This window comes from Acetivibrio clariflavus DSM 19732 (assembly GCF_000237085.1).
Lineage (GTDB): Bacteria > Bacillota > Clostridia > Acetivibrionales > Acetivibrionaceae > Acetivibrio > Acetivibrio clariflavus.
The window spans coordinates 2,299,154-2,321,624 of sequence record NC_016627.1; the positions used below are offsets into that span (position 1 = coordinate 2,299,154).

The following is a 22,471-nucleotide window of genomic DNA, read 5'->3' on the forward strand; positions in this document are numbered from 1 at the left end:
GGAGACTGTGTATGACACAACTGAACCAACAAGAACTTCAAAATTTAAGGCATCTTATAGGTTCCCACGAAACTGCGGCTAAAAAGTTAGAAGCTTATGCCCAGCAAGCTACAGACCCACAGGTAAAACAATTGTTCCAAAAATCTGCCCAGGATGCAAGAAACACAAAAGACCAGTTAATGTCATTCTTGAACTAAGGAGGAATTGAACATGCAAGATAAAGAAATGGTAAACGATCTGTTATCGCAAATAAACAGCAGTATTACAGGATATGCAAATGTAATATCCCAGACTGAAAACCCTCAACTTCGTCAAACTATACAGCAGATAAGAAACAATTGTGAAACTTTCCAATACGATTTGTTTAAACTGGCTCAACAAAAAGGTTACTATCAACCTGCTCAAAGAGCAAGCCAAGAAGATATAATGGTGGTTAAAAACCAGTTAAGCAACAGCTAAAATAATAATCCCAAATTTCCTATCACAAATCATTTGCTATAAAGCAAATTATAAAGATCTATTAGCAAAGTTAAAATCCATATTTATTTCAAAAAGGCTGAAAAGTTAAAAAAGCTTTTCAGCCTTAATATTTTCAATTAAAGATAAGGAAGTTAAAACATTATTTCATAACTTACATTTCCATAAGAAGCTGTTCGTATAAATCATGTATTTCTTCATATACTTCCAAATCTCTTGCCTCATATTCTTCAAGAAACTCTTCAAGTTCTTCCAAATCGTTTATTTTTATATCCATATCCGCTTCCTCAAGTATTTGGTTAATTTCATCGAAAATTTCCCTGGTGTCCATGCTTTCACCTCCTTTATCTAATCAGGCAGCTGTCTTCTATATGCCTCATTTGATATATTATCCATATCATCCACAATTCCCTGCCTGTCCAATTCATTGGTATAGTACTCCTCATAGTCATAATAACCGCCCATATCCTGCGGTGTATCCGACGAACCGTATTTAACAAGGTCAAACAATTGATCCATTCCTTCAAATTCGTCATCTTCCCTTTTGTTTAAATATTTCCTTCCGAAAGGTGCATCCCATATAAGTTCCTCTACAGGTCTCTGCCTGTTTAAGTTTGCCATTGACAACTCCTTGCTGGTCTCACAATCTATACACAACCTGGTATACGGCAAAGCTTCAAGTCTTTCTTTTTCTATTTCCTGACCGCAAAATTCACATTTACCGAAAGTTCCGTCATAAATTCTTCCCAAAGCATCATATACTTCTCTGAGTAAATATTCCTCATGCACTACCAATGCGTTGTTTAACTGTGCATGAAAAAGGTCCGTTCCCAAATCTGCCGGATGATTGTCGTAATTGGAAAGTTCATCAGGATCATCTTTTTGTTGTTCCCCTATTCCATGGCTTTTCATAGAATTTATTGTTCCTTCTATACCTTTTTTTTGTTCGTTAAGTTTCTTTTTGAAGAATTCCATTTGTAATTCATCCATTTCAGGGGCCCTCCTTAAAATAAAAAAAATACTTTAATATATTCCAGGATATCGTTATTAATTTTTGAAAATAATGTTGATAAATTAATTGAAACTTTGTATTTTTATAATATAATTAATAAAGTATAGTAAAATACTATAAAAATTATTTTATATCATTATGTTTATACAAAACATCAATTTTTATAGGAGGTTTATCATGGAATACAATGTTGATATAGGAGTTTTTGGCGGTTCCGGTTTTTACTCTTTTTTAGAAAACGTGGAAGAAGTTGAAATAGATACACCCTATGGAAAACCCAGTGACAAATTTGCAATTGCAACCTTTGAAGGAAAGAAAATAGCATTTTTGCCCCGTCATGGCAAAAATCATCAATTCCCGCCTCATATGATAAACTACAGAGCAAACCTGTATGCCATGAAACAGCTTGGGGTAAAAAAGATTTTGGCTCCCACTGCATCAGGAAGCCTTAAGCCGGAAATAAAACCCGGTGATTTTGTAGTATGCGATCAGTTTGTTGACAGAACTTCAGGCCGCAAAGATACTTTTTTTGACGGACCTGAAACCAAGCATCCCAGCGCTGCACATCCTTATTGTCCTGAGCTTCGAAAATTAGCAATTCAAGCAGGAAAAGACTTGGGAATAACAATACACGAAAAAGGAACAGTAGTAGTAATACAAGGTCCCCGTTTTTCTACCGTAGCTGAAAGCCGTTGGTTCAGTAAGATGGGCTGGGACGTAATAAACATGACCCAATATCCTGAATGCTATTTAGCCAGAGAATTAGGCATTTGCTATGTCAACATTTCCTTAATTACCGATTACGACGCAGGTTTGGAAGGTCGCGACGATATCGCGCCCGTTACCGAAGAAGAAGTATTAAAGGTATTTGCTCAAAATAATGAAAAGGTAAAAAAATTATTGTTTGAAGTAATAAAGAGAATTGATTTATCCGGCGACAAATGCAAATGCTGTTGCTAATGTCTGCCAATATTATTTTTATACATTATTAAATTCATGATAAAAACAGGAGAAGAAGTATGAGACCTTTGGAATATTGTAACGGTGTATTAAAGCTTGTAGATCAGACAAAACTGCCGCTGGAAAAAAAGATAGTTGAGCTTTCTACTTATGAAGAAATAGCTGATGCCATTAAAAAAATGACAGTAAGAGGTGCCCCGGCCATAGGAGTTACTGCTGTTTACGGGGTGGTAGTTGCTGCCAACTCCATCAACACTTCCTCGAAGGATGAGTTTTTTGAAGAATTGAAAAAGGCCTGTGACCTGATTAAGAGCACCCGTCCGACAGCGGTAAACCTGTTCTGGGCCGTTGACAGAGTATATAATAAAGCTGTTTCAAATAAGGACAAGTCCATTGAACAAATTCGGGAAATAATTGAAGCCGAAGCCCGGCTTATGGAAAAGGAAGATATCGAATCCAACAGGGCAATAGGCAAATACGGAAATGAATTAATAAAGCAAAACTATACAATACTTACTCATTGCAATGCCGGTGCATTAGCCACTTGTGACTACGGCACTGCCTTAGGTGTTATTCGTGCAGCCCATGAAGCAGGTAAAAATATAAGTGTATTTGCCGATGAGACAAGACCGTATCTTCAGGGTTCAAGGTTGACTGTATGGGAACTCATGGAAGACAATATACCCGTTACTCTCATATGTGACAATATGGCAGGGCATTTCATGAAAGAAGGCGTTATTGACTGTGTGATTGTCGGTGCAGACAGGATTGCGTTAAACGGCGATACTGCAAATAAAATAGGAACATATTCGTTATCCGTCCTTGCCAAAGAAAACAACATTCCCTTTTACGTTGCAGCACCGATTTCCACAATCGATTTTTCTATAGAATCCGGTGAGCAAATCCCGATAGAGGAACGAAACAGCGAAGAGGTAACCCATATAAAAGGCATAAGAATAGCACCGGAAGGCATAAAAGTGAGGAATCCTGCTTTTGACGTTACACCTAATAAATATATCACTGCAATAATTACCGACAAGGGAATTATATATCCTCCTTATAAAGAAAATATAATTAAACTTAAGGAGGCTTAGTATTTTCCCTTGACTTAAAATATATTGTTTATTTGCTATTAACAGTTGAAAAAATTCGGAAGAAATATTGTAAAGGAAGTTGTAGTAAAATTAGTCAAAATTTTAAGCGTGTTGGTAAGTTACCGACACGCTTTACTTTTCTACCTTCAACCTTATTCTTTAAGATCTGCTATTGCTCTTTTTATAAGAGCCTCGTCATCAATAGTGCATTGAACTACTTCCCCGATTTTTTTCCTCGGGAGTATAAAGGTAAGTTTATTGCCCTTTATCTTTTTATCGTAAAACATCTGATTGTATACCTTATCCACATCTATATTCTCAAGCTTTACCGGAAGCCCGATTTTCATAAGTGTATTTTTGACTTTGTCCACCAAATCGGATTCAATCATTTCAAGATATTGCGCCATTCTGAATGCTGCCACCATTCCCAATGAAACACATTCCCCATGTAGAAGCTCAAAATTCATAACGGTTTCTATAGCGTGTCCGATGGTATGTCCAAAGTTCAGATTAGCCCTCAGCCCGCTTTCCCTTTCATCCTTTTCAACCACACTTCCCTTTATAGAGCAGTTAATCTTTGTAATATATTGCAAAACACTCTCGTCGAAACTGAATATTTTATTTACATTATAATCGATATAGTCAAAAAATTCAGCATCTTGTATAATTCCGTGTTTTACTACCTCTGCAAGCCCAGCTTGCAGTTCTCTTTTAGGCAGAGTCCTCAATGTATTTACGTTTATATAAACAAACTTAGGCTGGTAAAAAGCTCCGATAATATTTTTGCTGCCATTGAAATCTACTCCCACTTTACCGCCAACACTGCTGTCCGATTGTGCAAGCAGTGATGTGGGAATTTGAACAAAATTAATACCTCTTAAAAACGTAGCAGCAGCAAATCCTGTTATATCACCGACCACTCCGCCACCTAGAGCTACAAGAGTGGAGTTTCTGTCCAATTTCAGGCTTATCAAATATTGGTAAATATCTCTGATAGTATCAAGATTTTTGCTCTTTTCTCCTGCCGGAATGACATATTTAAACACTTCGCCTTCAAATTTCCTTAATGAATCCATACATTGCTGCGATTGATATTTATCTACATTGCTGTCGGTTATCAAAACCAATTTCCCATTTATTTTTGCATTATCCAAGCTACTTTTCAAATCACTGTAGTCGGTTGTTATGTATATCGGATAACTTCTCTCATTTAAATTTATATTTAGCTTAATCACTATCTCAAGTCACTCCTTAATATTAACACAATCTGCCGTATTAAAACAATCTACAGTACTAATATCCTGGTCATCAATCACAGATCTTAATGCTTCCAGCTGGGAATGAAGAAGAGCTTCTGCTTTACTCTTATAAATATGAAGCCGTTTTTTTGTCTCTTCATATTCATATTTTATTCTCATAACTTCCTGATTGGCTTCATTAATTATTTTCTGAGCTTTTAACTCTGCCTCTTTTATAATATTTTCCGCTTTCAGATACCCGTTTTTCTTTATGTCTTCGCTGGTTTTCTGGGCAATAATTAAAGTGTTCTGCAGAGATTCTTCTATATTTTTGTAATGCTGTATTGCCTGATTCAAAGCTTCCAGCTTGTCCTTAAGCTCTCTGTTTTCATGGATATAAGCAGTATAATCCTCTATAATTTTATCTAGTACCTCGTTTACCATATCCTCACTATATCCACGTATACTCCTTTTGAAAGTAAGGTTTTGCAAATCGTTGGGAGTATAATTCATTCATAAGCACCTCTTTTATATAAATTTCTTTAAATATATACTTATTCTGTCTTTTTTAGTGGTTCCTCCAATTTCCTGCACCAAAACTCGGCCCTTCCCTCTTATGGAAATCAGGTCACCCTCCTTAACGCTTTTCTTAAGGTTGGTAGTGGTTTCCCAATTCAGGTTGACCCTCTCTGCCCGTATATATTCCTGAACTTTACTTCTTGACATGCCAAAACCTGCACTGGCAACAGAATCAAGCCTTAAAGAAGCAACCGTTGTTCGTATCTCCTTGACTTTTTGCTCCCGTGCCTGAAGGCTGTCAAGACCGACATAATCCAGTTCAACTTTTATATTACCCACTTTTTCGAGATTGTATTTTATGTAATCAGCAACATCGTTTTCGACAATTACCAAACAGTGCTCATCTTTTATAAGAATATCGCCAATTTTCTCCCTTTTAATTCCTAACCCCATCAAAGAGCCAAGGTAATCTCTATGTGAAACACTTCCCCGACTCATTAAACAAATTTTCAGCACTTTAAAAAAACCGATTAAATCCGGTTCATAATCTATCGGCATATTTCTAGGGCAGAAAACCACAACAGCCCTTTCTGCCCCTTCATAACCTCCATAGAATAAAAAATTATCAATATCGCTTGAATTAAGACACGCCGATACAACATTCTGCATACGTGGATCCAAAAAGTCAGTAACCGTAACTTTTCCAGTTTTCTCAGCCAGATAAAACTTATCCAACACTTTTGCAACAACTAATCTATCTTCACTTTTAGATACCTTTTTCAATATTTCTTCTTTGTTCATAGTCTAGCATCCGTTAAGCAGTAAAAAATTAAAATTTCCAGCGGCATCAATAATGTTTAGGTATTAACCTTATATATAACTTATTAAAATACTAAACAACAACCTTCTTACCGCTTCAATAATCAAGTAAACAATCAATGGTGAAAAATCCAGCATAGAATTTCTACCAAAAGAAGATTTTGCAATCAATTCTCTAACCGGACTTAAAATAGGCTCTGTTATCTGGTTCAGTAATTCTATTATAGGATTATCTCTCGGCAAATTAGGAATCCATGATAAAACCGCTCGTATTACCAATGCCCATTCTATTACCAACAATAGTATGTCCAGTGCTTTTATAAGATTATACATTTATATCCTCCATTATTTTGCCCAAGGGAAAGCTGTCTTATTTGACATCTCTCCTTTTAAATCCCCCATAATGTCAACATTATGCGGAGCAACAATAAATATTTCATTGGAAACCTTCTGTATAGATCCATCCAAGGCATAAACCGAACCGCTCAGGAAATCGATAATACGCTGAGCCAGATCTTTTTCCAATCCTTCAAGATTAATAACTATTGGCTTTTTGTTTTTCAAGTGATCACAGATGTCCTGTGCATCATTAAAATTCTCAGGTTGAACGACAACTACTTTAAACTGTGCTGAGGAGTGGATGTTAACAACTTTACCAGTTGAAGACCTCCTGTTGATAGTTTGAATAAATTGAGGCTTTTCATATTCTTCAGTTTCTTCCTCTTCCTTCTCTAATAATTCTTCGTCCTCTTCTTCAGTCTCCCAACCTACAAAATTGAGAACCTTGTTAAATAACTTTGACATTAAAAATACCTCCTCTTTATCTTTTGTGCAATTTCACTATATGTACTTACGTTCTCCAAACAACGCTGTACCAATTCTCACTATATTGGCGCCTTCTTCTATAGCCACTTCAAAGTCATTACTCATGCCCATAGAAAGATATTCCATATTTATATTATTAATATTTTCCTTTTCAATGTCAATAGACAATTTTCTCAAACCGGAAAAAACGTATCTTACAGCTTCCGGATTTGTAGTATAAGGAGCAATAGTCATAAGACCCCTAACCCTTAAATTTTCAAGCTCAGATATCTTTCGTATCAACTCTAAAGCATCCTGCGCTGCAGCTCCAAATTTAGACTGTTCACCGGAAATATTAACTTGTACCAATATATCAACCTTTTTCCCTATCTTTTGGGCTCTGGTATTTATCTCTGCAGCTAAACTATATCTGTCCACCGAATGGATCAATTTAACTTTGTCTATAATATACTTAACTTTATTAGTTTGCAAATGTCCAATTAAATGCCAATTGCAATCTCTATTAATTATATCGTACTTTTGTACCAATTCCTGAACCCTATTTTCTCCTAATTCCGTGATTCCTTCATCAATTGCCTTTATAATTTTTTCCGGTTCAACGGTCTTAGAGACTGCTACCAGCATAATATCTTCAGCTTTTCTTCCGCTTTTTGCTGCAGCTTTTTCAATTCTCTCCCTTATAATTTCCAGATTTCTTTTGATATAATCATATTGCCCGCTCATCAGTTTATTGTCTGCCCTTCCTCTATATTAATTGGATTAACAACATAACTTGAATATAAACTGACACTATAAGAATTAACATTATCTGAATCTATATTTTTATTGTCTATATTTTTAATTATAGCAAATTCTTCATTTTTTCCAACTATCTCAACCTTGACAAACCTGGCACGATTAGCTTTAACCAGGCATATTTCCGCTATTTTATTTTTTTCATCAATATTACTAAGGCTCCTCAAAGGCACTTTAAGGCCGCTGTATTGATTTTTTATCAAATCTATATTTATTTTTCTAAAAGGTGCCGTTTCACTGGCAGCATTACTTACTTTTACAGCAACTATGCTTTTTCCGTCCATATTATTTGACCGATAAAAAACATTGCCAGTTACAACTTTTCCCAAATCGTTCAATCTTATATCTATTCCGTCATCCACTTTATATTCCTTGGCAAGCTTTGAATCAAGAATCATGACCAAATAGTACTCTATATCGGTTATAACCTTTGCAAAAGGTTTGCCTTCTTCAACCCCAACTTTTTCAATATCTTTCTGTATCCCTTTTTCTTCAACATTTTCAATATCTTCAAGCGTTAATTCACTTATCCTGTCCGGTGTCAAAAAAGCTTCATATCCGTCAATCACATAGGAAACAATTCCCGATACAGACGCAGTTATATCTTGTGTATTTTGATTTATACGTCTTTGCAAATTGTTCTTTTCATCAAGAAGCGACTGAATATATGCATTGGGTTTGCTTAAACTTCCTGCTATAGTGGCTTTCTTTTGAATCAATTCATCAACTTCGCCTTTTAATTTAGAACTTTTTGCCAACTCATTGCTATTTCCAAGTTTTATTATTTCTTTTAACTTACCTTCAATTTCGTTTTCAAGCTTTTTCAAATCATCGGAAAAAAGCTCTAAATTCTCATTTCTCTTCCTCTGTGCCTCAATTATTTTAATATCTAAAGCTTTCAGCTCTTCCATAAGCTTCTCGGATGACTTGTTCAGCACAGTAGCTATCCTGCCGTTAGTACCAATCTTTTCACCCTCGTCTATTTCTTTTATGCATTTTCCTCCTATAGGTGAATTGAGTACAACCTCACTTCTGACAATGACAGCATCCAAATTAATCGAATCCTGTATATCCCCCATTCTTACAATATCCGTGCTGACATTCTTTCCGTAAACCCAAAATATAAAAGAAGGAACATATAACAGTAAAAATAAAACTATCAATATACTTCCGAGTTTAATTCTCTTCGTAGCTACTGAATTGTTAACTTCAGCCATATTTTCCTCCTTCCATATTTAAGGCCTATTTATATTTTCTACTTTTTTGTCTTTTTACCTGCTGTTTAGAGAGCCGAAATCAATTTTCTGTCCACCATGTTTTGAATGGCTATCATTAATCCAAGCTTCACATGCTCATAGACCAGCCCACCCTGCATATAAGCAATATAGGGAGGCTTTATGGGGGCATCGGCACTAAGCTCAATGGAAGACCCCTGTATAAATGCACCTGCAGCCATAATAACAGGGCAATCATACCCTGGCATGTCCCAAGGTTCGGGAGTAACATAGGCATCTACCGGTGAGCCCTTTTGAATTCCCTGACAAAATGCAATAAGGCTGTCCGGATTGTTAAATTTAACCGCCTGAATAATATCTCCCCGTCTGTCGCTTATATCGGGGCTTGTCTCAAATCCAAGTCTTTTCATCACTGCACTGCAAAGCACAGCACCTTTCAGGCTTTCTGCCACAACATGGGGTGCCATAAAAAGTCCCTGGAACATAAGGCGATTGTGTCCCAAAGAAGAGCCCACTTCTTTTCCCAGCCCCGGTGTGGTAAGTCTGTAAGCAGCTTTATCTACACACTCTTTAGTCCCAACAATATAACCGCCGGTTTCGGCCAATCCCCCTCCGGGATTTTTTATAAGTGATCCTGCGGCAAGATCGGCTCCTACCTCTATCGGTTCACGCTCTTCCACAAACTCTCCATAGCAGTTGTCTACCATAACAATTATGTCTTTCTTAATACCCTTTATAAAACTTATAGTCTTTTCAATATCCTCAATCAAAAGAGATTGTCTCCAGGCATAACCCCTCGACCTCTGAATAAGCACCATTTTTGTTCTGTCATTTATACTCTTTCCGATTGAATCCAAATCCGGCTTCCCGTTATCCAAAAGCTCAACCTGGGAATATGTAATACCAAATTCTTTAAGAGAGCCTCCACCTTCTCCCCTTATACCGATAACTTCCTCTAAAGTATCATAGGGCTTGCCTGTTACACAAAGCAGTTCATCCCCCGGTCTTAAATTGCCAAAAAGGCATAGTGCCAAAGCATGGGTACCAGAAACTATCTGGTGCCTTACAAGAGCATCTTCTGCCTTGAAAACATCCTTATACACGCTATCCAAAACATCTCTGCCTTTATCACCGTAACCATATCCCGTTGTTCCGTGAAAATGGGAATCACTCAGATTATTCATCTGCATTGCTTTTATAACTTTTAACTGATTGCACTCTCTTACACTGTCAATTTTTTGAAATTCACCTTTTACTTCTTCCTGTGCCGAATTAATGCACTCTAATACCTTCGAATCTATGTTAAACTCCTTTTTCAGCAATTCCTGTATCATTCTTTCGTTTCCTCTCATTCTTTTTAATCTTAATAATTTCATAATTTCCTTCGGCATTTCCGCAACATATGAAATACCTTATTTTATCCGACATCACTAACTATTTTAACACATAACGTTGCGAATTCAACCCTTTTAACAGTAAGCTCAGGTAAAATACTTCCTTTTATGTATGGAATACTATCCACACAAATCAGTTTTGGTACATTATTCCATAATTCTCCTATTCCAATTTGTATATCTTCCATTGATAGGACTTAAGGAAATCTCTTAATGTATCATTTTCCAATTCGACCTCTTTATTATCAATAAGATTCAAAGCTCTCTTTTTCCCGTCATTTATATTATCCATATATACATTGACTTCGGTCTTAATATGGGAAGTATTCATAACAATAATTATAATTTCCTTTTGACTCTTCCGGCCGAAAGCAAGTACTCCTTTCTCCCCTTTAACTTTAAGTGCAACAAAACTTCCCTGTCTTAAAGCCTCGTGTTTATGCCTCAAATCTGTTAAAAACTTGTAAAGACTTAAAAATTTCATATTCCATTTGTTATTATCCCAAACCATAGGTTTGCGGCAATCCGGGTCATCTCCGCCCTTCATTCCTATTTCGTCTCCATAGTAAATCATCGGCACTCCGGGAAAAGCAAACTGAAATACCGTTGCAAGTTCAAAACGTTTTTCACAGCCGCCGCATAGCGTTAAAAATCTTGGTGTATCGTGGGTACTGATGACATTAACCATGTTGTTCAATACTCCCAACTTATGGTTCATTAAATATCTGCCAATTCTTTGAAGAAAAAGTTCAGCATCGATCGACCTAAATGCAAACAAATCATTAATCAATGCTTTTAACTGATAATTTACAACTGAATCAAACTGATCACCGCAAAGCCATGAAGATGCCTCATCAAATATTTCACCGATAAGCACAATTTCGCTCTTTATAGCCTTCAATTCCCTTCGTATATGTCTTATAAAATTCCGATCCAATTCATCAGCAACATCAAACCTCCAGCCGTCTATATCGAATTTAAGGGTCCAGTACTTCAATACATCGGTCAGATAAGCCATGACTTCTGGATTTGCCGTATTGAGTTTTGGCATGCCGGCAAAGTAGGAAAAACATTCATAATTGGGTTTAGGCCTTTGCGAAACGGGAAAGGAATATACATAAAACCAATCTTTATACCTTGAATTCTGTCCATTTTTTACAACATCCCTAAAAGCAAAGAAATCACTGGCGGTATGATTTAATACTGCGTCAAAAATAACTTTTATGTTTGAAGCATGACATAAATCGATAAACTCCTTAAGCTGCATTTTATCGCCAAATATTGGGTCCAATTCATAATAATCGCTTATATCATATCGGTGGTATGATTTGGATTCAAAAACCGGATTTAAGTAAATACAGCCTATTCCCAGAGACTTTATATACTCAAACTCAGATATCAATCCCTTAAGATTTCCTCCGTAGAAGCCTTGTTTTACATTGTTGTCCCCATCTTTTCTCTTAAACCTGTCGGAAAAAATCTGATAAATCACAGTATTTTCAAACCATTCCACACCCTTGACAATGTCGCTTTTTGAGAGATATGAATAGGAAAAGTGACCCCAGGTGGGCCTATGCTTGTGAAATCCGTTTTGATTGAACCAAAGGGCTTCATAATTATCTTCCAAATAGAACATATATTTGATTCTTTTAATTTTCGAACAAATTATTGCTTCAAAATAATCGAAAAGCTCATCGGAAGCAGCCTTATGCATTAATATTTTTCCATTGACAGAAGAATCGTATTTTTCTTCATAATACAACATACAAGTGGATATTTCGTTTTTGCGGGTTCTGATTCGTATTAAAAGCGTAGAGTCGTCCAAAGGGTAGGCATATTCGCTGTATTGCTTATGGTATATAGCTTCCCTCAGCATTTTATCCCCCACTGTGCTATGAAAATATCTCACAATAGCTATAATATTATAATATCACAAAACTGTGTATACAGCCATTCAAATAACAACCTACTCCCCTTTTGGCATCAAATTGCATCCTCGGCGGCAAATTAAAGTTTTTTTACCGACTTCTTTCGTACTTGCATTTTTTCTCTGTATATATTAACATTCAAAGGAAAGGTGATGGACAATGATTATAACATATACCGTTGAACAGGACGAAAACGGCAAGGATGTAAAATATATATTAAAGCACAGGATGGAAATTTCCAATAGGCTTATGCAAAAACTTAAATATCAAAACAAAATAAAGCTGAATCAAAAACCTGTTTTTGTAAATGCCATAGTTTCCGCCGGAGATGTGCTTGAAGTGGACATTGATTATGATGATGAAGTTGAAGATTTGGTTCCTCAGGACATTCCCATAGATATTATCTATGAGGATGATTGTCTTATTGCCGTAAATAAAGACTCAAATATTGTGGTTCATCCCACATGTCTGCATCTTGACGGAACCCTTGCCAATGCAGTTGCCCATCATATGATGAAAAAGGGTATGGCAAAAAAAATCCGGCCGGTCATCAGACTTGACAGAAACACTTCCGGGATAATAATATTTGCCAAAAACTCTTATACCCAGGAATCGCTTATACGCCAGATGAATAAAAGGATTTTCCAAAAAGAATATATTGGAATCGTACATGGTAGGGTTGAAAACCCAAAGGGTACCATTGATCTTCCCATAGAACGAAAAGAGGGAAGCATAATGATAAGACACGTTTCACCTTCCGGAGACAAATCGGTAACCCATTTTGAAACCCTTGAAATCTTAAAAAATGCCTCTTTGTTAAAATTTCGTCTGGAAACCGGAAGAACACATCAAATAAGAGTGCACTGCCAGGCCATTGGACATCCTCTATTGGGTGATACCATGTATCCTTATTTGGATATTTCTCAAAGACCAAATATTTCGAATCGTATTGAAAATGATAGAGTAATTTACGAATTGGGCAATACTATTTCCGACAATTCATTTCCTATTGCCCAAACCACTCATACTTCTCTACCCGTTGATATAATTGAAAGACAGGCACTTCATTCTTTTAGAGTGGAATTTATTCACCCTATAACCAAAAAAACTCTTCAACTGGTTGCGCCTATTCCCAAAGACATTGATAAAGCTCTGGAAATATTGCGAAAATAATTACCCAAAAGTTTACACCTTTTAACAAAAATGTTATTATAATATTTGTTTTCTAAGATATCCAAAGTCACAAAATCGCTCTGTTAAATATGTGTGAACATATCTTAATATTTAATACTTTTGTAAACTGGAGGGAGTCTTAAGTGGAAATTCTCAAAGACAGATATACCATAACTGAACTAAGTGAACGTTTAGGAGTAACCGACCATGCTTTAAGATACTATGAAAAGGAATTTAATTTAAACATCCCAAAGGACAGCAGAGGCAGGCGTTATTATACACCGGAATATGCCAATATCATGTTCAAGATAAAGACTATGAGGGATGACGGTCTTGAAATTAAGGCAATAAAGAAAATTCTTGAGTCGGAAAATATTGTTGATCCGCCACCTGTTGTAACCGATAACACATTTAATACTTTAACTCCAGTATATTCAGAGGAAACCATGCTTGATATCAAAAACTTTTTTAACGAGTTTGGCGAACAACTTACCAAAAGCTTTTCAACTGAGATAAGCTCTGCAAAAGAGCAGATAAAAAATGAAATCTGCAAGACCAAACTTGAACTCGGTGCTTGTATGGATAACAGTTTAAGAAAAATTGAATCAAAACTGGACAAGCATTTTGAAAATATAGATCGTTCTTTGTCTTTGTGGCGTGAAAAGAATAAAAGAAGTTTCTTCAGCCGCATTTCAAAAGCAATATTGAGAAAAAAATCGATATAGGGTTAACACAGATAAATGAAATTACGTCGACAAAAAGAAATTTTTATGGCTTTCTATGACGTAAATAGTCATAGAAAGCCATTTAAAAGCTTTTCCGATAAAGTTATTAATAATATTTTATTTTATAAAACATAAAACAGGGGACGGTTCTTTGTTTTAAAACAAAGAACCGTCCCCTGTTTTAGTTTTAATGTTTTACCTGTTTACTTACATTTCAAAGATTTTGTTACCAGATAACATAACCCTGAATATACCCTTCTTCTCTTTTTACAGGCCCTGTAGAGAATTTAAAGGCATTTTTTTCTTCGTCATATAAAACCTCAATGCAATTCAAATAATCCAAAGATATTCCTTTAAGGGAGTGAATTTTATTAACAATATCCTCTCTTACATTGCACTGATAAACACTTCCTCCTCTTATTACTTGAATTGCCGCAGTTGCAAACGTCGCTTCCCTGGTATAAACAATTTCCTTCATTCCGTCATTATTCAAGTCTATTCCCTTTACATTATCCAAACAATAGGTCAAAACTTTGGGTACGCCGTTATATACTCCATAATATGTATATTGCACATATTTACCCATATTCAAACCGACAACAAATCCTTTTTCTGTTCCTAACACATTTTCAAACGGAGAAAAAGTAATTGAATTAAAAAACCGTTTCTTCTCGATGTTGAAATAATCCAGGCAATATAATACATCATCTCTGATATAACCCAGACAATACTCGCCGCTGAAGTCTTCATAAGCAATAACTATATAATCATCAATGGCTTTTTCCTTTATAACTTTCTTTATTTGTGTCCTTTCTTTTTCGGCAGCCGAACGCAGCTCGGGGGGGATAATCAAAAGAAGCTTGGGTCATATCAAGTTTTGAAAAGTTTAACTCTAATTTCTGGCCTTCCAAAGCATCAACTATATTTCTGTCACTTTTTATATTAGTAATAACATTACCAAACGTAACAGAAGGGTTGGTCAGGTCTAAAGAAAATTTAGAATGTGCAGGATATTGAACGAAAACTCACTCCTGTTTTCCAAATTGGGTACAGCTTCTGTTTCGTCTGTATAATCCGAACTCGCTGTGTTTTCCTGATTTACTGAATTCTTTGTATTTGTAGGATTTAAAGAGCTTAAATCAAACTGTTCCGGCTTGCACGCTACCAAACTGCTTGAAATCACTACCAAAGCCAACATAATAACAGCTGCAGGAACACCGTTTCTGCGGGAACGCATATCAAATATGTTTGCTATACGGGTTTTCACTGTCTTAAAGTTACTGCTGAAATATGTAGAAAAAGCCGTACCGGCCCTTTTTCCGCCTTTTTTGGAAGCAAGTATTACTTTGCCGTAGTTCTCCCTAAAAGAGATATCTTTATTTTTAACAACGCAATCATCGCAATAACTTTCAAGAGCTATATTTGCATAAAAGTTCATCAGTCGGACAAAGGGGTTAAACCAGTGAACGGACCTTGCCAAAAAGAAAACAGCTTTATATAAAATGTCATGGTGTTTATAGTGAATAAGTTCATGCTTCAAAACAAACTATTTAAAATATATGTATTATTTACAGGAATACCCCAACGGGAAATTGACTTTTTATACAACAAGTATCCCATTATATAATAGCAACCGAAGAGTAAACATCCGGCAAGCCAAACCACAAATGCTATTCTCATGGGAGAAAGTCCTTTTGCTTCGTTATCCTGTACAGTTCTACCTGTGTCGAAGCCATTAGAAACATTAGCAGAATCACTATAAAAATACGTCGACTCATTTGAATTATGATTTGCTGCCTTTTCAGAATTGCCAACTTCACATGTATGGGCAGGAACCTCTATTACTGATTTTATCGGTTGTAGTGCCGTTTTGGGTAAGGTTATCTGAATAATTGATTGCGTATGGACAAGCTAAAAGGTACCAAAAGCCTGACAGCGACGGCAAGCCAAATAAAATAGCACCATTTGGCAGAATATTTTTTAAACAACAAAGGATGTAAAACTGACAATATAATGATAACAACCGAAGTTGTACCGGATATAAGTAATATATTTTGAAACAGCCCCATTATTTTCGTCGCTCCTTAAGCTGGTCCAAAAAAGCCTGAAGTTCATTGAGCTGATCATCGCTTATTTTATTATCCATGCAGAAAGATGCAACAAAGGTTTTGAGTGAATTGCCGTAAAGCTTTTTTATTATCGAGCGGCTTTCACTGTTTTTATAGTCTTGATCATTTACTATAGCTGTGTATAAATTCATATTGCCCTTCTTCTCACAAGATACAAACCCTTTGTCACAAAGACGTGAAAGCAGAGTAAGCACTGTAGTGGCAGCGATTTTCTTTTTCTTTTTAATTTGCTGTTCTATATATGCTCTAGACACAGGCTCTTTTGCTTCCCATATAACAAGCATAATATCGAGCTCCGAGTCCGGAAGCCGTTTAAATTTTTCCATCGATTTCCCCTCATTCTACATTTGTAGTAATTCATATTCTTATATTACTACAAGTGTAGAAAGAAGCCAACAGCAGATTCTATCAATTTCTGAAACCGCTTTGAATTACCGTTTAAATATATTTTAAGCTTTCGACATTATAAAACCCTTACAACAACCATAACAGTTTTGTAAGGGTTTTTGAAATTTACAGCGTAATTATTGGAATAGCATAAAGCAATCAATTACTTTTCTACTCACAAAACGAGAAAATTGAAGAAATCGAACTGCTAAACCAGTTCCGGTATAAGTAATACTATTTATTAATACATTACTTTTTCACAAAATTCGCTGTTTCTTTGTAAATTTTAGAACAGAGAACCGTCCCCTGTTCTAGAGGGAGAAGCCTAATTTTTTCATTACCTCCACAAGCTTTTGAGTGTCAATGGGCTTGGCGGCATATGCCTGACATCCGCTTTCAAAGGAATCGAATACATTTTTTACATCATTTAAAGCAGTGGTCATTATTATCTTAACCCTGTCCTTTTCGTCAATTCCCCGCTCATCTTCCATTTCACGAATATTTTTTAATACCTTAATCCCATCCATCTTTGGCATCATTATATCAAGGCAGATAAGATCATAAGGCATTCCTTCATCAAAGGCCATAGAAAAAGCTTCTAATGTTTCTTCTCCATCAATGGTCATATCACATTCACCATAGTTGGATAAAAACTTGTACAAAAACTTTCTGCTGGCAAAATCATCTTCTGCAATAAGTACTCTCATTTTACACACCTCTCTGATCTTTTGTTTTTACCTCTTTGCAAAGCAGGTCATAGTAAGTTCTAATTGCTTCAAAATCATTCCTTCTTGCCATTAGCTGTATTTTAAATGCCAAACTTTTTACTTTACTGTTCTCTTTTCGGTTTGCAACCTCTTTAATTAAAGCTGCAATTTTTTCAGTCAATTCCGCATTGCAAGCCCCAATGGCATTGTTTAATTTATTTAAATACTTGGTATAACTGTCCTCGATTTCACCTTTTAACAATTCCTCCAAATCATAGTCATAATTTTCCAAATATGTGTTTATATCTTCTATAACCAATGTACTAAAATTGCGTTGAATTTTTTTCATACCAGAATCTTTATTCTGCGGCTCTTCATTTTGACTGGATTGTTTAGCAGTAAGCCACACTGTAAATGAGAAAACACTGCCCTTGTTTTTCTCACTTTCAACATAAATCTCGCCATTCATCATTTCAACCAGTTTCTTGGATATAACAAGTCCTAATCCTGTTCCGCCATATTTTCTGGTTATGGAACCGTCAACCTGACTGAAACTCTTAAACAGCCTCTGCATTTCTTCTTCACTGATACCTATTCCGGTATCCGATACATCAAACCTTATTAAAAGTTTTTCACCTTCTTTTTGGACAATGTTTGCCGAAATATTAACCATTCCGAAATCGGTAAACTTAATGGCATTGGAAATTAAGTTGTTCAACACCTGCTGAATTCTTTTCGGATCACCGATAAGCAGTCTTGGTATACCTTCCCCTATTTGGTATCTGTATTTAAGACTTTTCTCTCTGGCCTTTAATATATGAGTTTTAAAAGTATGGTCCAAAAGTTGGTAAAAATCAAATTCTATTGAATCTATAGTCATTTTTCCGGCTTCAATTTTTGAGTAATCCAAAATATCATTGATAACACTTAAGAGAAGATCGGCACACGAACTTGCAATGTCCAAATTCTCTCTCTGATCGTCGGTCAGATTCGACTGCAAGGTCAAATTTAACATTCCGATTATTCCGTTTAACGGTGTTCTTATCTCATGACTCATATTGGCCAAAAACTCGCTCTTTGACCTGCTGGCAGCTTCTGCTGCCTCCTTTGCCTTTCTAAGTTTTTCTGTCACCTGTCTTTGCTCTGTCACATCAGTACATACGCCAATAAAACCTGCAAAATTATCTTCCAAATTTGAAAAAGGCCTTCCATCGTTAACTATCCACCTGTATTCGCCATCGGCTCTTTTTAATCGGAATTGAATTTCAAAAGGTTTTTGTTCTGAGAGGGCTTTATTGAAGACTTTTTTAAATCTTTCAACATCATCGGGATGTATATTTTCAATCCATCTTCCGTATAATTCATCTTCTATCTTTCGACCGGTAAACTTTAGCCATGTCTTATTGAAATAATTCGGCACACCGTCTTTTCTCGACAGCCAAATTAATCCGGGAAATTCTTCAAACAGCTTAATATAAAAATTCCTCGACCATTCTAATGCTTCCTCTACCTTTTTTTTCGAGGTTATATCTTCTATAACAATCAGCGCACATGCTTCTTCATCAAGTATTACAGGTACTGCATTAATCGATATCCATAAAACTTCATTTCTTTCACCATTCCTTATGGAATAACTGAATTCCTTTCGATACATTCTGCTCTTTTTATCGATAATGCGATAGAGTCCTTGTCTGAATTTGCACTTACTGCATTCCTCATTTTCACCGCATTGGCCGCAGGAATTAAAATTTTTACAGCAAATTACTTCACCGACTTTTTTACCGCAGATTTTATCCATAGTCTTATGTATTATATTGGCAAAAGCATAATTTGCCTTTTTAACTTGCCTTTGTGAATCTACAATCAACATGCCTACCGGTGCAGTATTAAATATAGTCTGAAGGTTTCTCTGTTCATTGGCCAGCTTGTCTTCATACTTCTTCCTTTCGGTTATATCTTCCGAAATCCCCAGCCAGTTTGTGATAATCCCATCCGAGTTCCTTATAGCAGAAACAGCTGCCAATTGCCATGTTATTTCCCCATTTTTCTTTCTTAATTTGAATTCACCATGCCAATCGGTTTCTCCTGCCATATCCTCAAGACTTATATTTTCATTTTCAGCAAAACCAAAAAAGCCTTTTTCCTTTATCTCTTCCAGACTATATCCCGATACTTCTATAAATTTAGGATTTGCATATTCCACATTTCCATCAGCATCTGCCATCAGTACCAAACTTGGACTATGTTTCACAACCATCGACAGTTTTCTCAGCTCTTCCTCATTCTTTTTAATTCTTGTAATATCTCTGAAAACTACAACCGCCCCGATAACTGTATCTTCCGCATCTACTATAGGTGCAGTATTTGCCGATACATACAATTCTCTTCCTTCTTTTGATATCAGAACAGTATTCTCCTTAAGGCCTAAAGAAAGTCTCTCTTTCATTACCCGTTCAAAAGGACTTTCCGCAGGATTTCCTGTTCTTTTATCAAATATGTTAAATACAGTATTCAAAGGTTTTCCTATAGCTTCATTTCTTGACCAACCTGTTATTTCAATGGCAGCTTTATTTATCATTATTATGTTTCCATATTGATCGGTAGTTATAACTCCGTCTCCTATACTTTCTATAGTAACTGTCAAACGTTCAATTTCTTTTACCAGCTCCCTTTCAAAACTATCCAATCCCTTATTCTTTACAGCAGAAGTAATTTCTTTATACACAACAAATGCTAAAAACTTAATATCTTCTTTAAAACAATAATTATCAAAACCATCTTTCATAAGACTGTAAACTCGGTCAAAACTATCTCTGCTTAAAATTGCAACAAAAGGAACCTGCTCACCAGAATCTTTTTTTTCACCAATAAATTCTTGATATGAAATATCCGAATCAATATCAAATAAAACCATATCAAAACTTTTAACCTTAAAAGATTTTTCCAATTCAGCCTCATTAGTTACGTTTTCTATATAAAATTCAAAATCTGTCTGCTTTAAAGCTTTATCAATATCTTCAATCAGTTTTTTATTGTTTCCGACCAATAAGAACAACAGCCTTTTTTTCAAATTGTCACCACATCCTACTTCTCTAAAGCATTGAAAATACAGTTTTAGGAATAGCTTCCAAAGAAACTTGCCTTTCAACAGCACCAATATCATAAGCTACTTTGGGCATTCCATATACGACACAGGATTGTTCATCCTGCCCAATCGTACGGGCACCGCTATTCCTCATTGCCAACAAGCCTTTTGCACCATCTCCTCCCATACCGGTGAGTATCACACCTATGGCATTTTTCCCGGCAACCTTTGCAACCGATTCAAACAATACATCTACCGAGGGACAGTGTCCATTCACCTTCTCACCTTTGAAACACTCAACCACATAAATATTACCGGCCTTTTTAATTATCATATGATGTTCCCCAGGAGCTATAAGTACTCTACCGGGTAAGACCTTATCTCCCGTTTCAGCCTCTTTTACTTCCATGGCACATGTATTGTTAAGTCTCTCCGAGTACATTTTTGTAAATACCGGAGGCATGTGTTGAACTATTACTGTCCCGGGAAGGTCTCTGGGCATTGCTTTTAATACACTGTAAATAGCTTCCGTCCCACCGGTCGAAGCGCCAATAGCCAGTATCTTATTGGTTTCTATTCCTTTGCTGCCTATAATTTCATTATTTACTTTTTCTCTATTTTTCCACCTTCCCACTTTTGCAGTGGAAGCAATTTTAATCTTAATTATAAGTTCGTTTATAAAGGACTGCATGCTCAATTGACTTTTTGTATTGGGCTTCGTCACAAAATCTACAGCACCTGCATTTAAAGCATTAAAAACGTTATCGCTTACAGCACTGACAACCACAACAGGAATTGGATACTGAGGCATTAATCGCTTTAAGAATTCTATCCCGTTCATTCTGGGCATCTCAACATCCAGAGTCATTACATCAGGTTCAAACTCCAGTATTTTATCCCTTGCATTATAGGGATCCGATGCAGTTCCCACTACTTCAATGGCTGCATCCTGAGCTATTCCCTTAGCAAGAGTTTCCCTAAACAGTAATGAATCATCAACTATCAAGACTTTGATCTTTCTCTTGAGACTTGTTTTGTTTTGATTCATGTCAATTATTCCTTTCTATATACTGCTGGCATGATGTATTTGTATTTTGTCTCTTCACGATTCAGAGATTCCGAATGGCCAATAAAAAGATATCCCCCTTGTTCAGTATGCTCATAAAACCTGTTGACTAAATCTCTCTTTGTAGCTGCATCAAAATATATCATCACATTCCTGCAAAATATAACATGAAACTTTTTCTTGAAGGGCAAACTCGTATTCATCAAATTAAATATTCTAAATATTACCTCATTTTTTATTCTGTCTGCAATTACACTTTTTTCATCATTAATTCTTTGAAAATATCTGTTTCTCCAATCCGCCGGTAAACTTTGCAGGCTTTCATTGGAATAAACGCCTTTTTTCGCCTCTTCCAAAACTTTTACAGATATGTCTGTAGCTAATATTTTTGTGTCCCATAGCACTTTTTCATTGCCAAAATAGTCTGCAATAATCATCGCAAGGGTATAGGGTTCTTCCCCCGACGAACATCCTGCACTCCAAATTCTCAAATCTCTGGTATTCTTTGCATGTTCACTCAAATATGGAAGCACAGTAGTTTTAAAGAAATGGAAATGTTCCGGTTCCCTCATGAAATATGTGTGATTGGTTGTAATTTTGTCAACAAGAGTTTTTAAAGCATCACCGGTTTTATCTCCCATAACATAATCGATATACTGCGAAAAACTTCTAAAATTTTTTTCAATCAATAAATTCTGAAGCCGTCCGACAACCAGTGCCTTTTTCTTCTCACTTAAGTTTATACCGTAGTTTGCTTTAATAAAATCTGCAAGTTTATAAAATTCCTTATCTGTAATAGAGAGCATAGCATTCACCATTTAACCGAAATAGTCATGTTCCAGAACCAGTAAATCCTTTGCCGTAAGCTGCATAATTTTTTTATAAAACTCAATATATGAAATA

General features: G+C 35.9%; 24 protein-coding genes. 6 read left to right on the forward strand and 18 right to left on the reverse strand.

Annotated elements, in window-relative coordinates:
* Positions 1–11: 11 nt before the first annotated feature.
* Both CLOCL_RS09775 and CLOCL_RS09780 read left to right on the forward strand, forming a co-directional pair.
* The gene (locus CLOCL_RS09775) at positions 12–197 is read left to right on the forward strand and encodes a hypothetical protein (RefSeq protein WP_014255185.1); all 186 of its coding nucleotides are present in this window, start codon (positions 12–14) and stop codon (positions 195–197) included.
* A gap of 13 nt (positions 198–210) precedes the next feature.
* Positions 211–459, forward strand: coding sequence for a spore coat protein (locus CLOCL_RS09780; protein ID WP_014255186.1), 249 nt, complete (start codon positions 211–213; stop codon positions 457–459).
* 172 nt (positions 460–631) lie between these two features.
* Here the strand turns inward: CLOCL_RS09780 and CLOCL_RS22515 are convergent, their stop codons facing one another.
* Entirely contained in the window at positions 632–808 is a 177-nt protein-coding gene (locus CLOCL_RS22515) for a hypothetical protein (RefSeq protein ID WP_014255187.1), read from the reverse strand.
* Positions 809–825: 17 nt separating this feature from the next.
* Positions 826–1,467 carry a TraR/DksA C4-type zinc finger protein gene (locus CLOCL_RS09785; protein ID WP_014255188.1) on the reverse strand — a complete coding sequence of 214 codons (642 nt, stop codon included), beginning with the start codon at positions 1,465–1,467 and terminating at the stop codon, positions 826–828.
* Positions 1,468–1,666: 199 nt separating this feature from the next.
* Between CLOCL_RS09785 and CLOCL_RS09790 the strand changes: the two genes are divergently transcribed.
* Together CLOCL_RS09790 and mtnA are read left to right on the forward strand one after the other, a co-directional pair.
* Positions 1,667–2,449 carry an S-methyl-5'-thioadenosine phosphorylase gene (locus CLOCL_RS09790; protein WP_014255189.1) on the forward strand — a complete coding sequence of 261 codons (783 nt, stop codon included), beginning with the start codon at positions 1,667–1,669 and terminating at the stop codon, positions 2,447–2,449.
* A 59-nt stretch (positions 2,450–2,508) separates the two neighbouring features.
* Entirely contained in the window at positions 2,509–3,543 is a 1,035-nt protein-coding gene (mtnA, locus tag CLOCL_RS09795; protein ID WP_014255190.1) for an S-methyl-5-thioribose-1-phosphate isomerase, read from the forward strand.
* 152 nt (positions 3,544–3,695) lie between these two features.
* Here mtnA and aroB read toward each other — a convergent pair whose 3' ends face one another.
* The 9 genes from aroB to CLOCL_RS09840 form a co-directional block, all read right to left on the reverse strand.
* On the reverse strand, positions 3,696–4,778 hold the full coding sequence (gene aroB, locus CLOCL_RS09800) for a 3-dehydroquinate synthase (protein WP_014255191.1): 1,083 nt from the start codon (positions 4,776–4,778) through the stop codon (positions 3,696–3,698).
* A gap of 9 nt (positions 4,779–4,787) precedes the next feature.
* The gene (locus tag CLOCL_RS09805; RefSeq protein WP_014255192.1) at positions 4,788–5,294 is read right to left on the reverse strand and encodes a DivIVA domain-containing protein; all 507 of its coding nucleotides are present in this window, start codon (positions 5,292–5,294) and stop codon (positions 4,788–4,790) included.
* 15 nt (positions 5,295–5,309) lie between these two features.
* Positions 5,310–6,101 (reverse strand): YlmH family RNA-binding protein, encoded by a 792-nt coding sequence (locus CLOCL_RS09810; RefSeq protein ID WP_014255193.1) that lies wholly within the window; start codon positions 6,099–6,101, stop codon positions 5,310–5,312.
* Positions 6,102–6,170: 69 nt separating this feature from the next.
* Positions 6,171–6,452, reverse strand: a complete 282-nt coding sequence (locus CLOCL_RS09815) for a YggT family protein (RefSeq protein ID WP_014255194.1) — start codon at positions 6,450–6,452, stop codon at positions 6,171–6,173.
* A gap of 12 nt (positions 6,453–6,464) precedes the next feature.
* Complete coding sequence (locus tag CLOCL_RS09820; protein WP_014255195.1) at positions 6,465–6,923, reverse strand: cell division protein SepF; 459 nt, start codon at positions 6,921–6,923, stop codon at positions 6,465–6,467.
* Positions 6,924–6,959: 36 nt separating this feature from the next.
* Entirely contained in the window at positions 6,960–7,667 is a 708-nt protein-coding gene (locus CLOCL_RS09825) for a YggS family pyridoxal phosphate-dependent enzyme (RefSeq protein WP_014255196.1), read from the reverse strand.
* Positions 7,667–8,956 carry a biotin/lipoyl attachment domain-containing protein gene (locus CLOCL_RS09830; RefSeq protein ID WP_014255197.1) on the reverse strand — a complete coding sequence of 430 codons (1,290 nt, stop codon included), beginning with the start codon at positions 8,954–8,956 and terminating at the stop codon, positions 7,667–7,669. The genes CLOCL_RS09825 and CLOCL_RS09830 overlap by 1 nt, the downstream gene beginning before the upstream one ends.
* A 65-nt stretch (positions 8,957–9,021) precedes the next feature.
* The gene (locus tag CLOCL_RS09835) at positions 9,022–10,350 is read right to left on the reverse strand and encodes a methionine gamma-lyase family protein (protein ID WP_245532871.1); all 1,329 of its coding nucleotides are present in this window, start codon (positions 10,348–10,350) and stop codon (positions 9,022–9,024) included.
* A 181-nt stretch (positions 10,351–10,531) separates the two neighbouring features.
* Positions 10,532–12,244, reverse strand: a complete 1,713-nt coding sequence (locus tag CLOCL_RS09840; RefSeq protein WP_014255199.1) for an alpha-glycosidase — start codon at positions 12,242–12,244, stop codon at positions 10,532–10,534.
* 211 nt (positions 12,245–12,455) lie between these two features.
* On the opposite strand from CLOCL_RS09840, the gene CLOCL_RS09845 reads away from it, so the two are divergent.
* Positions 12,456–13,469: an RluA family pseudouridine synthase gene (locus tag CLOCL_RS09845; protein WP_014255200.1), complete on the forward strand. Its 1,014-nt coding sequence runs from the start codon at positions 12,456–12,458 to the stop codon at positions 13,467–13,469.
* A 143-nt stretch (positions 13,470–13,612) separates the two neighbouring features.
* Positions 13,613–14,194 (forward strand): MerR family transcriptional regulator, encoded by a 582-nt coding sequence (locus CLOCL_RS09850; RefSeq protein ID WP_014255201.1) that lies wholly within the window; start codon positions 13,613–13,615, stop codon positions 14,192–14,194.
* Positions 14,195–14,420: 226 nt separating this feature from the next.
* Here the strand turns inward: CLOCL_RS09850 and CLOCL_RS09855 are convergent, their stop codons facing one another.
* The 7 genes from CLOCL_RS09855 to CLOCL_RS09890 all read right to left on the reverse strand — a co-directional run bounded on the left by CLOCL_RS09855 (position 14,421) and on the right by CLOCL_RS09890 (position 22,374).
* Positions 14,421–15,047, reverse strand: a complete 627-nt coding sequence (locus CLOCL_RS09855; RefSeq protein ID WP_014255202.1) for a hypothetical protein — start codon at positions 15,045–15,047, stop codon at positions 14,421–14,423.
* Between the two features lie 132 nt (positions 15,048–15,179).
* Entirely contained in the window at positions 15,180–15,734 is a 555-nt protein-coding gene (locus CLOCL_RS09860; protein ID WP_081467034.1) for a M56 family metallopeptidase, read from the reverse strand.
* A 528-nt stretch (positions 15,735–16,262) separates the two neighbouring features.
* Positions 16,263–16,649 carry a BlaI/MecI/CopY family transcriptional regulator gene (locus CLOCL_RS09870; protein WP_014255203.1) on the reverse strand — a complete coding sequence of 129 codons (387 nt, stop codon included), beginning with the start codon at positions 16,647–16,649 and terminating at the stop codon, positions 16,263–16,265.
* Positions 16,650–17,021: 372 nt separating this feature from the next.
* Entirely contained in the window at positions 17,022–17,417 is a 396-nt protein-coding gene (locus CLOCL_RS09875; protein ID WP_014255204.1) for a response regulator, read from the reverse strand.
* A 1-nt stretch (position 17,418) separates the two neighbouring features.
* Positions 17,419–20,487: a PAS domain-containing hybrid sensor histidine kinase/response regulator gene (locus tag CLOCL_RS21075; RefSeq protein WP_014255205.1), complete on the reverse strand. Its 3,069-nt coding sequence runs from the start codon at positions 20,485–20,487 to the stop codon at positions 17,419–17,421.
* 22 nt (positions 20,488–20,509) lie between these two features.
* Positions 20,510–21,550 carry a protein-glutamate methylesterase/protein-glutamine glutaminase gene (locus tag CLOCL_RS09885; RefSeq protein WP_014255206.1) on the reverse strand — a complete coding sequence of 347 codons (1,041 nt, stop codon included), beginning with the start codon at positions 21,548–21,550 and terminating at the stop codon, positions 20,510–20,512.
* 5 nt (positions 21,551–21,555) lie between these two features.
* The gene (locus tag CLOCL_RS09890) at positions 21,556–22,374 is read right to left on the reverse strand and encodes a CheR family methyltransferase (RefSeq protein ID WP_027621582.1); all 819 of its coding nucleotides are present in this window, start codon (positions 22,372–22,374) and stop codon (positions 21,556–21,558) included.
* Positions 22,375–22,471 lie beyond the last annotated feature (97 nt).

Coding starts and splice junctions, on each gene's coding strand:
- CLOCL_RS09775 (WP_014255185.1), top strand. CDS start 12: ATGACACAACTGAACCAACAAGAACTTCAAAATTTAAGGCATCTTATA.
- CLOCL_RS09780 (WP_014255186.1), top strand. CDS start 211: ATGCAAGATAAAGAAATGGTAAACGATCTGTTATCGCAAATAAACAGC.
- CLOCL_RS22515 (WP_014255187.1), bottom strand. CDS start 808: ATGGACACCAGGGAAATTTTCGATGAAATTAACCAAATACTTGAGGAA.
- CLOCL_RS09785 (WP_014255188.1), bottom strand. CDS start 1,467: ATGGATGAATTACAAATGGAATTCTTCAAAAAGAAACTTAACGAACAA.
- CLOCL_RS09790 (WP_014255189.1), top strand. CDS start 1,667: ATGGAATACAATGTTGATATAGGAGTTTTTGGCGGTTCCGGTTTTTAC.
- mtnA (WP_014255190.1), top strand. CDS start 2,509: ATGAGACCTTTGGAATATTGTAACGGTGTATTAAAGCTTGTAGATCAG.
- CLOCL_RS09805 (WP_014255192.1), bottom strand. CDS start 5,294: ATGAATTATACTCCCAACGATTTGCAAAACCTTACTTTCAAAAGGAGT.
- CLOCL_RS09810 (WP_014255193.1), bottom strand. CDS start 6,101: ATGAACAAAGAAGAAATATTGAAAAAGGTATCTAAAAGTGAAGATAGA.
- CLOCL_RS09815 (WP_014255194.1), bottom strand. CDS start 6,452: ATGTATAATCTTATAAAAGCACTGGACATACTATTGTTGGTAATAGAA.
- CLOCL_RS09820 (WP_014255195.1), bottom strand. CDS start 6,923: ATGTCAAAGTTATTTAACAAGGTTCTCAATTTTGTAGGTTGGGAGACT.
- CLOCL_RS09825 (WP_014255196.1), bottom strand. CDS start 7,667: ATGAGCGGGCAATATGATTATATCAAAAGAAATCTGGAAATTATAAGG.
- CLOCL_RS09830 (WP_014255197.1), bottom strand. CDS start 8,956: ATGGCTGAAGTTAACAATTCAGTAGCTACGAAGAGAATTAAACTCGGA.
- CLOCL_RS09835 (WP_245532871.1), bottom strand. CDS start 10,350: ATGAAATTATTAAGATTAAAAAGAATGAGAGGAAACGAAAGAATGATA.
- CLOCL_RS09840 (WP_014255199.1), bottom strand. CDS start 12,244: ATGCTGAGGGAAGCTATATACCATAAGCAATACAGCGAATATGCCTAC.
- CLOCL_RS09845 (WP_014255200.1), top strand. CDS start 12,456: ATGATTATAACATATACCGTTGAACAGGACGAAAACGGCAAGGATGTA.
- CLOCL_RS09870 (WP_014255203.1), bottom strand. CDS start 16,649: ATGGAAAAATTTAAACGGCTTCCGGACTCGGAGCTCGATATTATGCTT.
- CLOCL_RS09875 (WP_014255204.1), bottom strand. CDS start 17,417: ATGAGAGTACTTATTGCAGAAGATGATTTTGCCAGCAGAAAGTTTTTG.
- CLOCL_RS09885 (WP_014255206.1), bottom strand. CDS start 21,550: ATGAATCAAAACAAAACAAGTCTCAAGAGAAAGATCAAAGTCTTGATA.
- CLOCL_RS09890 (WP_027621582.1), bottom strand. CDS start 22,374: ATGCTCTCTATTACAGATAAGGAATTTTATAAACTTGCAGATTTTATT.